Consider the following 11,285-nt stretch of genomic DNA (forward strand, 5'->3'; position numbering starts at 1 on the left):
GCAGCACCGATATCGAGCACCTTAAAGGGACCGCCGGTACGTGAAGGGGAACCTGCGCCTTCTGTTTTGAGCGCACCCGAAGGGGCGCCCCATTTTGTGCCAGCCCCCTTAAAAAGGCCGAACTTTTCATCCATTTCTTTTAATTTATATACCGAACGGGCAGGATAACCCTCTTTTTGCGCCTTCAGAGACCAATAATCCAAAGTATCGTAGGAACCCATATACAACTCCGAAAATTTTAAGTCTTACCACTTCCATCCTAAGGGCGGATAGATTACATTACAATTATGGACACACAATATACCGAGAGACTACAAAAAATAGAAGCCATCCTGGACCGTACCCTGCCCCAAACACCGGACGAAGCATGGGTCCGCATGACCTTTGGAGACCTGCCCAGCATACCAGGCACCCCCCTGGTGCAGGAACTGACCGCCCCCGGCCGGGACCTGATTGACCGGGGAGGCAAACGGTGGCGCCCCCTCCTTATGACCCTAACCTGCGAAACCCTTGGCGGAGGCGACTCGGCCCTGGACCTGGTCCCCCTGGTAGAATACCCCCACAACGGCAGTCTTATCCATGACGACATCGAAGACAGCTCCGACGAACGCCGGGGCAAGCCGGCCATTCACATCCTCTATGGCCTTGACCGGGGACTGAATTCGGGAAGTTTCCTTTACTTTGTGGGCCTTACCGCCCTGCAAAACTGGGCCGCACCGGCGGCCCGTAAAAATGCCGTAACCCAATGCTGGGGCCTCCATCTCCGCCGCATCCATCTGGGCCAAGCCATGGACATTGCCTGGCACCGGAATTTCTCATCCCTCCCCAGCCTGGAAGAATACGACCTCATGTGCCGGATGAAAACCGGCGTCCTCGCCCGGATGGCTATCGAGCTCGGCGTGTATACCGCAGGCCTAAAGCAGGACATCCGAAAAGGCATTCATATTGATGACCCTCTGGCGGAAGCTCAGCCTGAGCTTGCCCGGCGGCTTGCCGACGAGGGCCGGCTGGCAGAAGCCCTGGGACTGGCCGCAGAAAACCTGGGGGTGGGCTTTCAAATTTTTGATGATGTAAAGAACCTGACCACGGGCAACCCGGGGAAAAAACGGGGCGACGATATTGTAGAAGGCAAAAAAAGCCTGCCGGTCATTCTCTTCTTACAGCAGAATCCGAGCCGCATCGAGTTTGTAAAACGCTGTTTTTCCGCCGCCCGAGCCCAGGGTACCGGCGCGAGAGAAGTAGAAGAACTTATCGGAGAACTGGACCAGGCCGGCGTCATTGCCGAAGCCCGCCAGCGGGGCATGGAACTTATCGAGCGGGCCATGCAGATCCTTGAAACCGAGGCGTTCATGAACTACCCGTTGCATGAAGAGGCCCACAAACTGCTCGTGAATTTTGTATCCCTGCTTGGCTAGGAGCCTGTCAGACTGGTATATTTTTAATTCCCAAAGCCCATTTTGGGAATTAAAAATCCCGATTAACAGGGCTCCTTTGGCAGTTTGCAAGGTAAAAATCGCAGATTCCTGCGATTTTTATGATTAAAAACGGACAAGTCCGACAAACTGCTAAGCTGGGAAGGAGGGAAGGTCATGTATACCCTGGTGCGTGCTGAAATTTGGACCATCGCCCGGACCGATCAGGGCAATGCGGTGCTGATCCGCCCCATCGGCTCAGAAATCGCAGTCCCCATTTTTATCGGACAGCTCGAAACCCAATCCATATTGATTGGCTTTGGCGACGTGACTATCCCCCGCCCCCTCACCCACGACCTTATGATCAGTTTGATTAAGCACCTGGGAGCGGAACTCCTGCGGATTGAAATTACCGATCTTAAGGAAGGTACCTTTTTTGCGCGCCTGGTTATGCAATCCACCCTGATAGACGAGTCGGAGTTTACGCTGGATTGCCGGCCATCTGACGCCTTAGCGCTGGCGGTTAGGCTTAAGTGTCCGGTGTACATTTCCGAACAGGTAGTACAGGAAGCGGGAGTTTCCGTGAACCTTATCGTAGACGCCGCCACCGCCAGCGCTGAACAGGACCTGCAGAACTTTACCGATGAACAGGGCGAGGTAAGCAAGGGCCCTGGCGAAGGGATAGAAGATGAACTCCTCCGGGATGGCATGCCCATGTCAGCCCCCCAATCCGCCCAGGCTCAAAGCAAAGAAGCCCAGCGCCGGGCCCTTAAGGCCGAACTGGACAAGGCCGTAGCCAACGAAGAATACGAACGGGCCGCCAAACTGCGGGATTTATTAGCATCCCTTGGGGATGAGTAAAAAACCGCCTGAGGCCCCCATATAAGTACCCCGAAATAATTTGAAATAGGTCTTATAAAAAGGTAAGGAGGAAAACCGGGGGTCTGGGTCCCCGGCCCTCCTCCTAAATGAAAAAGGCTCTTTCTGGTAATTGGCTCCACCAACAAGTTCACCGCACCCCAGAACGTGCGTGGAGGGTGTCCGGAGGACCGGACACCTACCATGCCTACTCTGGCCGGGCCTCACCAAAGCCATAGGCTTTGGTGAGGGGGATTATTAACTATTTAAACACAATTATTCTACAGTCCAAGTAACCGTTACACCATCCGACTGGACAACACCTTTTATTGTCTTGGGAGTAGAAGGACCTGTCCATGTATTAGCTATTGTTGCATTCGAAACATCATCTCCTCCAAGCCTTAATTTTGCACCAATAGCCCAATTCCAACCACCGTCAATATCAATTGGTTTAATTTTAAATTCAGGATTAGGTGCAGACTGTAATTGGCCAGAAGTTAGTGTTAATGTCACTGTACCATTATCAATTTTCTGCTGATCTGTTGTGGCTGAACTCCCACCATTCCAAAATCCCATCAGTTCAACAGTTCGGTTATTCATACTAGCCGGAAGATTAGTTACTATTATTTTTTCAATATACATGGAAGTACCATCATGCATTGCAGTATCACAGGAGGATACGGCAAAGATGGCCGCTACTACTGCTAAAATTGCAAGTATTCGCTTCATATTCTTTTCTCCTTAATCCTAATTAGAAGTCCCACTTCATGCCCATGCGGAACTTGGCATAACCAGCCATGTCATCGATACCCTTGTCAGGCCGGTAACCGCTCATGCTGAGACCATCGGTTTCATCGCTATAGGGGTCCATGTTGTATACAAAGGCACCGTAGAAGACACCGTTCTTAAGCGCTGCAACCTTGTAGTTAGCCCCAAGATAGAAGGCCAGAAGCTCATTCTTATCTTTGTCAGCCTGGGTAGCCTTATCATTGGTGGTCCGCAGGCCGAGACCCAGATTTACGTTTACACCGGGCTTGGTAGCCAGGTTCGCCATGAGGGTGTTGAGCATTTTAACATCGCCCATCTGGATACCATAGTTCACATCAAAGGAGGGAATGATATCGGACACTTCGGTCATGGCATATTTTACGCCCGCTTCGTTGAACTTAAAGGTCTCGGATGCACCGGTAGCAAGGTCCAGGTCCATCATGCCATAGGCATCGACGGTGAAGGTGTAGCCCAGGAGCTTGTCAAAGTCCAGGCTGACATAGGGCTTCAGGTTGATAAGGTTCTTATCGGCAAACTTAAGATCATAGGTGGTATTCAGCTTGCTGTCGATACCGGCCTTAAGACCTTCCATGGGGAGCACCCAGGGATTCAGGACAATGAAAGATTGATTATTTACAATATCGTCTCCATTGCCATAGAGGCTAGAAACAGAAGGCTGGAAGGATCCAAACTTGGCAGTAGCACCGAACATAAGGGAAGTATAGGTTACATTAGCCTGATAACCAATTGCCTTATCAATAGTAGTGGAAGCTACAGGCATAATGAACTGGACTGCGGCGCTCAAGGGGCCGTAGGCACCCTTAACACCGGCAATGAGGTCACCAGTGTAGGACTTAAAGAAATTAGTTACCTTTGTCTGATCCGCATCGGTGGATTTAGCATCCCACTGAACTTCTGCGGTGTAATCCCCATAGGTAGCGGCGACCCAGCTCCGCAGGCCCATAGCACTAAGGGACTTATTGGGTACGATACCGACATCGAGTTTCAGGTCGCCGAAGCTCTGGAGGGCAGAACCATTGGTAAACTGGAGATAACCGTCATTTGAATCGCTATCTTTAACGGTGGTCCAAATAATGGTAGACCGCGTAGCAGGTTTAGCCCAGTTATAGGCGGTTTCGATGTTCACATAGCTGGTGTTAAGGCCGGCCTTAAAGTGACCAAGATAGGGTCTGTCACCCTGCAGGTATGTAAAGGGATCAAAGAGAAGACCCGTTGCCAGGGTATTAAGCCCGTCTTCAGCCTTGGTGGTAACAGTGCCGGTCGGTGAAACCTTATAAATATCCTTTGTACCATCAAAGGCCCGGATTTCGATATAGGCTGGAGCATCGGGAAGGAGGGTTCCGGAGAGTTTCCAGTAGGATTTAGCCTTAAACTGGACACTGTCGGTTTCAAAGCCCTTCTTCGTGGGATCCTGAACACTGCGGGTTAAGAAGTTAGAAATAACAGCCAGCTGAGTATAGGTCCCGAACTTAAGGCCGCTCTGGCTGGCCATAAGTTTGTCCAGTGCAGCGGTATCGCCAGAAGCCTGGGCCTTTTCTACAGCTACGAGCTTGGCAATATCGACAACGCCGTTAAAACCGCCAAAGCCGTCGTCGGTCTTGTCGGGAGACTTGGCATCGAAAAGCCAGTTGCCATCAACAATGAATTTGTACTTAAGGGTGGTAGCCATGGGGAAGGTCTTCTTAAGCTCAAAACCATTGTCGGTTTTGGTCATGGGAAGAGCCCCATTCTGCCAGTCAGTAAAGTCGCCAGCTACAACAACTTCATTTCCGGCGCCTTTGTACAGGAAGGTAACTTCTGCGTTACCGTCTCCGAGATCTTTCACGATTACATCAGCGAAAAGAGCTCCGCCGAGAACCAGGAAAGCCGCGATGAAAGAGAGCATCTTTTTCATCATAGTTCCTCCATTAGATTTAAATCGGTTTTTCTGAACCGGTTTAGCCATTATTCTATAACCACTTTACCGGTTTTGTAAAGCAAAATTTTTAAAAATTTAACAGAATGGACATAATCTTTGTACAGCTTGCAATTACGGTTTTAGCAGAACGGTTTAGCCATATAGTGTGTATTCCGTATTCCGATGAAACCTGCCACCCCATTAAGCTCTTGTTAGTACCAGATAGGTGGCAGGTTTCGGCCGGAATACACATTATATTAAGCCAAGAATTAATTTTATTCCTTCTTCTACTTCTTCCATAACGGAATAATGCAGTTTATTTTCTAATGATACTAACCTAGTTTTATCAAGAACAGATATTTGTGAAACTACTAATACAGAATCTTTTGATAGTCCTGATTCTGTTTTTTCTACATAAATATTTCCAGGGGAATCCGCCAATATTGTATTTGTAGTAAATGGAATGACGATTACAGTATTTATATTGCTTCGATTAAATGAATCATCTTGAATTATTAATACAGGTCTATGAAACCCAGGTTCACTACCAAATGGTATTCCAAAATCAGCCCACCATATTTCACCACGAGTCATTTTTTGTTAATTCCCTTAGCGATTCAAGATTAACATCAACAATTCTATCACCGCCTGATAATTCTTTTTTATATATAGAATTAAGCTTTTCCGTTATTCTATCTTTCTTATGATGATTAATAAACTCCTCTAAAGCCTTAGCAAATAATTGACTACGTGGAATGCCCATGTCTTTTGCTATCTTTTCTGCGTCATTATATAACGTATCAGGCAATGATATTGCTGTTTTCATAATTTCAGTATAACCACGGTATAACTAAAAGTCAACAACTTTTTGCGAGCGAAGCGAAAAGCACAAACCATGCCAATAGGAATTGTAAGGTTAAACTGGTTGTTAGATAATTTTTTTATGGTCCAAATCGTTTATATTCCTCAGGTAATATTTTAGTGTATTCATCCCCAATTATCTGATTATTAATTCCATTAATTTTTTTATCCGATATTACAATAATATTCTTTGAATTTATATCATTAATAGTGTCTTCATCTATTAGGACTATTCCATTTCCTAATATATTTAAATATTTTAATGTTTTAGGAAATATAGTTTTACTTATTGATTGTAATTTTGAATATGATATTTCCATGTATTTCAGCTGTGTATTCATTAAATTAATAGAATTTATCTCAGTAATATTCATAAAATTGAAATACAGAAGGGATAGGTTTGGCATTTTATTTATTGATAACATGCTTTTATTATTTAAACCATAAGAAACAATTAATTCGGTAATTTGTGGCAACTCAAATTCACTTATATCATTAAAATCATGTAATTCCATATATATTTCAATTTTTGAAATATTGTGTAGTGCTGAAATATTCTGAATTTTAACTATTGGGCTCGCATGATTGTATTCTTTGATTACTTTACCATTTTCTTTAAAGTATAAATGCCCTTTTACACCTGATATTTCATTGATAGAATCATTAACCAGTAAATTATTTTCGGTGCCATTTAACAATGTAATTTTTATATTAACTTCCAGAGAGAAAAGAAAGTAAAAAGGGGAAAATAAAATACATAATGCAATTACTTTTTTCATATCACTTTTACTCCATATAATTCGTTATTAAGAATAATTATATTATCCGCTTGAAGCGATTGTTAGCAATTTTCTCCTTACTCTATTTTTACGCCACTAGTGCTTCTTCATTATTTTCAGAAATATCTATATATTTGTCAATTAACTCATCACAATACCTAAGCCTCTTTTGAACTTCTTCTTTATTCAAGAATCCTGCGTTATTATATTTCCACAACACATTCGCAGTTTCAGCTTTATATAATTCTGATGTAATTACTTTTGAGGCTCCCTCAATTTTCTTTCCGTATATTTCTGCATTTTCACGTGATAGTGCTATTTCAATTCCTGCACTTGCATCTAAGACAATAATCATCTTTCACGATCCTCTCTAATTAGAACAGCAGGATCAGGAAACCTATTTGAATCAATAATAATATCATTTCTTATTTCACTCAAAATTCTCTTTCTTCTAGAAATTCTGCTCTCTTTATAGTTCAGTGCCTTCCTTAACAGAACTATTGTTTCTTGAGTAATGCTTCGATTTTCTTGTTCAGCAATCTGTGAAAGCCTTTCATATAGATCTTCAGGCACATCTCGAACTTGTAGTAGTGGCATATTCATCCTTTTGTATGCACTACTACTACTTACTGCATACACTGTCAAGATAATGCAATTTGTTTACTATATATATAAATATCTACGCTCACAAAGTGCGTCTTGCTAACATCCCCCATATTATGCCCCTCTATAATCGACCCCGCAACTAGAATTCTCAATTTTGTGAGGTTATCACCTGAATCCGTATAAACAAATAAAGCACCCCAAGCCAACCTGATAGTGTATAAGGTAAATAGGCTTTTTACTAAAACGGGAGGCGGACATGATAAGATCGGTAGTGTTCATCGCAGCGGTATTTTTCCTTCTTATATTCCTGTTATTAAAAAATCTACTTTTTTTGCCTTAAGTGCATCTGCCAAAGCAGTCTCAAGCGTTGCAGATATATTTATTTTATAATCTTTTGCCTGTTTTAATAGATCACTATTAACTGTTAAATTAGTCGGTTTCTTTGGGGCATTGGTATTGTACAAGGAAGATATATGGAACCTCCTTAATTATCGGTACATAGCCAACAGGAATTGTAAGGTTAAACTGGTTGTTGGTACGCTTTACATTCCCCTATAAATCTTCAATTCTTTTATTACTGTAGCTATAAAATCAAAATCTTTATCTGAATGTAAAAGGAATAGATTATTTTCAATTGCTATTTGTGCGATTAATAAATCTATTGTGCTTCTTACTGTTATTCCAGATTTCCTACAAGTAAAATTAATTAAGGCTGCCTTTTCATAAGATTCTTTACCATGATTCAAATAATAAAACGGAAGTGATTCGAGATATTCTTTTAATATATTAAATTCTTTTTCAGATTTTGTTCCTTGAAGTAACTCCTGATATACAAAATCACAAATACCATAAGGAATATTTCTATCTATTATTTCATCAAGTAATAAAACAGATTCATCATTTGTATTTCGGAAATAATTAATTAGTACAGATGTGTCTAATAAAATCATTTTCCAATTCTCATTTGTTTATAATCATAATTTTCATCAAAAGATATTTTTCCTTTAATATCTTTTAAATTCTTCATTTTATGATTTTTTACAAATTCTTTGAGTGCTGTTTCAATTAAGTCCTTTTTTGTGTGAATTGATTCCGCATATTTAAATGCTTCATCAACTAAATTATCATCTAAAACTATATTAGTACGCATATACACACCTCTGTGTGTATAATAATACACAAATGCATTATTGTCAAATTCATCTTAAACTATTACTCTATAATCGACCCCACAACCAGAATTCCCAATTTTGTAAGGCTATCACCCCATTTTTACGTATATCGGACAGGAAGGATACATGCTGAACACAGAGCTGAGAGCTTGGATGGTTTTATACGGATTCAGGGGTATCTTTTTATTGTATCTTCCTGCTTTATTGCCATACCGGAAAAGCCGATATATAATGAGGTCCTTAATAGCTGCTGTATAGGAGTTCTGAAGTGTCCAGTTCCCGAATTGGCCGTGCTGCCCTTGTTGTTGCCTTTGCTGTCAGTATCATACTGCCGGTGTACCACTTCACCCATCCCGCCGAAGTGAATACTGTTGTTGAGGGGACAGTAGAGGATTCGGCCATGGAAAACCTCGGGCAAGGGAGCGCAGAGCGGAATCCCGACTATGCGACCCTTTCTAAGGATGGCATCCCTGAACCAAAAGATTTTTCCCGGCCTATGGAACTGTTCTATACTTCCTATAAGATTGAAAAGGGGGACACCATCGGCGAACTGGCTTCCCGATTTGGGCTGAATCAGGACACCCTTTTATCCTTTAATAACATAAAAAATTCCAGAACCATCCAGGTTGGGCAGTATATCAAGGTGCCGAACCAGGACGGCATCCTGTACACGGTTAAGTCAGGAGACAGCCTGGCAGGTATTTGCGAAAAATACTCGGTAGATGCGGACTTGGTAAAGACCTTTAACAAGCTGGCCGATGAGACCATTCTTGCGGGGAGCAAGCTCTTTTTGCCGGGAGCCCGGATGAACCAGATTGATATGCAAGAGATTAACGGCGACCTCTTTAGCTGGCCCGTTCGGGGTTATGTAAGTTCCGGATATGGTTACCGGATCAGCCCCTTTACGGGGGCCCGGCAGTTCCATTCGGGACTGGATATTGCGGCTCCCCAGGGAACCCCTGTAAAGGCAGCTATGTACGGCCGGGTGGTGGACACGGGGTATGATACCAATACGGGGAACTATATCATCATTGCCCACCACGGCGGCTATAAGACCCTGTATGCCCACCTGGACGTGATACGGGTTAAGCCGGGCGCCACGGTTAACACCGGCGAAAGGATCGGCGATGTGGGGAGTACGGGCCTGAGCACCGGAAGCCACCTGCATTTTTCAGTCTTTAAAAACAGCGTAACGGTGAACCCCCGCCTCCTCATGCGGTAACAAAACGACTAGATATTCATCAATCTAAAGGACTAGATTTCTTAAAGAAACCTTCTCAGTATTCTGTTAGGGGAGCAAGGTAAAGCAGGAAGATGCTTTATAAAGGGGGGCGAAATGTATGGTATGAACACCATCCTGACTAATCTGTTCCGGTCCATCATAGAGTACTACCCCTTCCCGGACTTCCGGGTAATACCTGAAAAATGCCGCTAAGCCAGGAGGGACTTTTCCCGCTTTCCAGCCGCTTTTTACCTCTATGGGAAGCAGTGAACGGTCTTTTTCCAGGACAAAGTCTACTTCCTTCCCATCTGAAGTTCGCCAGTAGGTAATAGTATATCGGATATCTGCATGTTTTTTCAGTTCCCAAAAAACAAAGGCCTCACGGATGGTTCCTCCATCGCCTCGTAATTCCGGGGGTCTAAAGTCCTGGATTATGGTATTTACCACACCCTGGTCATAGAGATAGAACTTATAGGTTTTAACAAGTTCTTTTGCTTTGTTTGTAGAAAGTGGGGGAACAAGCGCAAGTACAAAGGTACCCTGCAACACTTCCAGATAACGGTCTATTTGTCTGGCTGAAACGCCCGCTATAGTAGCAAGGTTGTTTTTGTTCAACAAAGAGCCATTATTCAAAGCAAGCCAAGAGAGCATCTTGTTAAAAGATAAAACAGATTCTTCCTTGAGGAAGGATTTTATATCCCTTGCAATATAGGTTTTGAATATTTCCAGCAGATATTCCCGCCGGGATAATTCATCGGGCAAGGCGGAGAGGGCTGGCAGGGCTCCAAACCGTAAGAAATCTGGCAAAAACCTGTTAAAAGCCTCTAATTCATCAATATGACTGGGTTCATCAAGCATAGGGTTGATCTGCAATGCCGGTTCTATTCCCCATAGCCATTCCTGAAACGTAAGGGGATAAAGGGTGGTTTCTAATTTTCTTCCTGCCAGGGACTCTTTTAAATGGGCCTGTATTTCTAACGAGGATGATCCGGAAGCATATATTTTAATATCAGGATGAAGATCATATATAGCTTTAAAAATTGATGAAATGTTCGGACAATACTGATATTCATCGATAAACAACAATTGTTTACGAACCTGACGGATAAAGGATGTGTAACCTTCGTTAAAAAGGGCCAGGTGCAGGGGGTTTTCCAGATTGTATGATTCGTAGGGGAGACCTAATTCATGTTGCAACATACTGAGCAGAGTGGTTTTGCCGACCTGTCGGGAACCTATGAGAACGCTAATTCGATGATCGGCGGCCTGTTTTGCCAGGCTTGTATACTTCATTCGAGGGATCATAGGTTATATTGTAACAAATCCGCAGAAAATATCTAGAGAATTTCTACGCTGCCGGTGAAAATATCCGGATAATTTCATCAATCTATACGCCATTCCTGGAGCGTGCCGAGCATTCGCTGGCCCAGACGGGCTTCTACTTCGATATAGGTTTCCTCATAGCGTTCAGCCAGAACCGTTCCTGAACGGTGCAGCTGGGCGACCAGGTCGTGGCGGTTTACGGGAAAACGGAACCGATAGGCCGCGCCGGAAATGAGCAGATCTATCCTGCGGGCCAGGGTATCGAGACCGGTCCTATTCAGGGCGGAGATACTGACGCTGTCGCTGTACCGCTTTTCCAGATCTTTAAGCAGTTCCGGATTGGTAACCTTATCAATCTTATTTAAA

At 43.6% G+C, this 11,285-nt stretch carries 14 protein-coding genes and 2 pseudogenes; 3 read left to right on the top strand and 13 right to left on the bottom strand.

All coding sequences use genetic code 11. The features are described from left to right. Positions 1-221: pseudogene (locus Q7P68_RS13180) on the bottom strand (SAM-dependent methyltransferase); the annotation flags it as partial. 66 nt (positions 222-287) lie between these two features. Between Q7P68_RS13180 and Q7P68_RS13185 the strand changes: the two are divergent. Together Q7P68_RS13185 and Q7P68_RS13190 are read left to right on the top strand one after the other, a co-directional pair. Further along, positions 288-1,415: a polyprenyl synthetase family protein gene (locus Q7P68_RS13185; RefSeq protein WP_304226427.1), complete on the top strand. Its 1,128-nt coding sequence runs from the start codon at positions 288-290 to the stop codon at positions 1,413-1,415. 174 nt (positions 1,416-1,589) lie between these two features. Then, positions 1,590-2,273, top strand: coding sequence for a bifunctional nuclease family protein (locus Q7P68_RS13190; RefSeq protein ID WP_304226429.1), 684 nt, complete (start codon positions 1,590-1,592; stop codon positions 2,271-2,273). A gap of 273 nt (positions 2,274-2,546) precedes the next feature. Here the strand turns inward: Q7P68_RS13190 and Q7P68_RS13195 are convergent, their stop codons facing one another. The 10 genes from Q7P68_RS13195 to Q7P68_RS13235 all read right to left on the bottom strand — a co-directional run bounded on the left by Q7P68_RS13195 (position 2,547) and on the right by Q7P68_RS13235 (position 8,352). After that, entirely contained in the window at positions 2,547-2,999 is a 453-nt protein-coding gene (locus tag Q7P68_RS13195) for a hypothetical protein (protein WP_304226431.1), read from the bottom strand. A gap of 22 nt (positions 3,000-3,021) precedes the next feature. After that, positions 3,022-4,956 (bottom strand): glycogen-binding domain-containing protein, encoded by a 1,935-nt coding sequence (locus Q7P68_RS13200; protein ID WP_304226433.1) that lies wholly within the window; start codon positions 4,954-4,956, stop codon positions 3,022-3,024. Between the two features lie 252 nt (positions 4,957-5,208). Then, positions 5,209-5,550: a type II toxin-antitoxin system PemK/MazF family toxin gene (locus Q7P68_RS13205; RefSeq protein ID WP_304226435.1), complete on the bottom strand. Its 342-nt coding sequence runs from the start codon at positions 5,548-5,550 to the stop codon at positions 5,209-5,211. Beyond that, positions 5,537-5,782: a ribbon-helix-helix domain-containing protein gene (locus Q7P68_RS13210; protein ID WP_304226437.1), complete on the bottom strand. Its 246-nt coding sequence runs from the start codon at positions 5,780-5,782 to the stop codon at positions 5,537-5,539. Before Q7P68_RS13210 ends, Q7P68_RS13205 begins: the two co-directional genes overlap by 14 nt. A gap of 115 nt (positions 5,783-5,897) precedes the next feature. Continuing rightward, positions 5,898-6,596, bottom strand: a complete 699-nt coding sequence (locus Q7P68_RS13215; protein ID WP_304226439.1) for a hypothetical protein — start codon at positions 6,594-6,596, stop codon at positions 5,898-5,900. An 88-nt stretch (positions 6,597-6,684) separates the two neighbouring features. Further along, on the bottom strand, positions 6,685-6,951 hold the full coding sequence (locus tag Q7P68_RS13220) for a type II toxin-antitoxin system VapC family toxin (protein WP_304226441.1): 267 nt from the start codon (positions 6,949-6,951) through the stop codon (positions 6,685-6,687). Then, positions 6,948-7,193: a FitA-like ribbon-helix-helix domain-containing protein gene (locus Q7P68_RS13225; RefSeq protein WP_304226443.1), complete on the bottom strand. Its 246-nt coding sequence runs from the start codon at positions 7,191-7,193 to the stop codon at positions 6,948-6,950. The genes Q7P68_RS13220 and Q7P68_RS13225 overlap by 4 nt, the downstream gene beginning before the upstream one ends. 308 nt (positions 7,194-7,501) lie before the next feature. Further along, positions 7,502-7,666, bottom strand: a complete 165-nt coding sequence (locus Q7P68_RS14020) for a type II toxin-antitoxin system CcdA family antitoxin (protein ID WP_369695327.1) — start codon at positions 7,664-7,666, stop codon at positions 7,502-7,504. A 78-nt stretch (positions 7,667-7,744) separates the two neighbouring features. Continuing rightward, positions 7,745-8,152: a type II toxin-antitoxin system VapC family toxin gene (gene vapC, locus Q7P68_RS13230; protein ID WP_304226445.1), complete on the bottom strand. Its 408-nt coding sequence runs from the start codon at positions 8,150-8,152 to the stop codon at positions 7,745-7,747. Further along, a complete protein-coding gene (locus Q7P68_RS13235; protein WP_304226447.1) occupies positions 8,149-8,352 on the bottom strand; it encodes a type II toxin-antitoxin system VapB family antitoxin in 204 nt (67 codons plus the stop codon). The genes vapC and Q7P68_RS13235 overlap by 4 nt, the downstream gene beginning before the upstream one ends. A gap of 290 nt (positions 8,353-8,642) precedes the next feature. On the opposite strand from Q7P68_RS13235, the gene Q7P68_RS13240 reads away from it, so the two are divergent. After that, on the top strand, positions 8,643-9,596 hold the full coding sequence (locus Q7P68_RS13240; protein ID WP_304226449.1) for a peptidoglycan DD-metalloendopeptidase family protein: 954 nt from the start codon (positions 8,643-8,645) through the stop codon (positions 9,594-9,596). A 66-nt stretch (positions 9,597-9,662) separates the two neighbouring features. Here the strand turns inward: Q7P68_RS13240 and Q7P68_RS13245 are convergent, their stop codons facing one another. Beyond that, positions 9,663-10,889, bottom strand: a complete 1,227-nt coding sequence (locus Q7P68_RS13245; protein WP_304226451.1) for an ATP-binding protein — start codon at positions 10,887-10,889, stop codon at positions 9,663-9,665. An 89-nt stretch (positions 10,890-10,978) separates the two neighbouring features. After that, a pseudogene (locus tag Q7P68_RS13250) lies at positions 10,979-11,285 on the bottom strand (GTPase HflX); the annotation flags it as partial.

The organism is Gracilinema caldarium, from assembly GCF_029265695.1.
Taxonomy (GTDB): Bacteria; Spirochaetota; Spirochaetia; order Treponematales; family Breznakiellaceae; genus Gracilinema; species Gracilinema caldarium_A.

Bases quoted from the DNA above. Each gene is read 5' to 3' on its own strand.
- Q7P68_RS13185 (WP_304226427.1), top strand. From the start codon at position 288: ATGGACACACAATATACCGAGAGACTACAAAAAATAGAAGCCATCCTG.
- Q7P68_RS13190 (WP_304226429.1), top strand. From the start codon at position 1,590: ATGTATACCCTGGTGCGTGCTGAAATTTGGACCATCGCCCGGACCGAT.
- Q7P68_RS13195 (WP_304226431.1), bottom strand. From the start codon at position 2,999: ATGAAGCGAATACTTGCAATTTTAGCAGTAGTAGCGGCCATCTTTGCC.
- Q7P68_RS13200 (WP_304226433.1), bottom strand. From the start codon at position 4,956: ATGATGAAAAAGATGCTCTCTTTCATCGCGGCTTTCCTGGTTCTCGGC.
- Q7P68_RS13205 (WP_304226435.1), bottom strand. From the start codon at position 5,550: ATGACTCGTGGTGAAATATGGTGGGCTGATTTTGGAATACCATTTGGT.
- Q7P68_RS13210 (WP_304226437.1), bottom strand. From the start codon at position 5,782: ATGAAAACAGCAATATCATTGCCTGATACGTTATATAATGACGCAGAA.
- Q7P68_RS13215 (WP_304226439.1), bottom strand. From the start codon at position 6,596: ATGAAAAAAGTAATTGCATTATGTATTTTATTTTCCCCTTTTTACTTT.
- Q7P68_RS13220 (WP_304226441.1), bottom strand. From the start codon at position 6,951: ATGATTATTGTCTTAGATGCAAGTGCAGGAATTGAAATAGCACTATCA.
- Q7P68_RS13225 (WP_304226443.1), bottom strand. From the start codon at position 7,193: ATGCCACTACTACAAGTTCGAGATGTGCCTGAAGATCTATATGAAAGG.
- vapC (WP_304226445.1), bottom strand. From the start codon at position 8,152: ATGATTTTATTAGACACATCTGTACTAATTAATTATTTCCGAAATACA.
- Q7P68_RS13235 (WP_304226447.1), bottom strand. From the start codon at position 8,352: ATGCGTACTAATATAGTTTTAGATGATAATTTAGTTGATGAAGCATTT.
- Q7P68_RS13245 (WP_304226451.1), bottom strand. From the start codon at position 10,889: ATGAAGTATACAAGCCTGGCAAAACAGGCCGCCGATCATCGAATTAGC.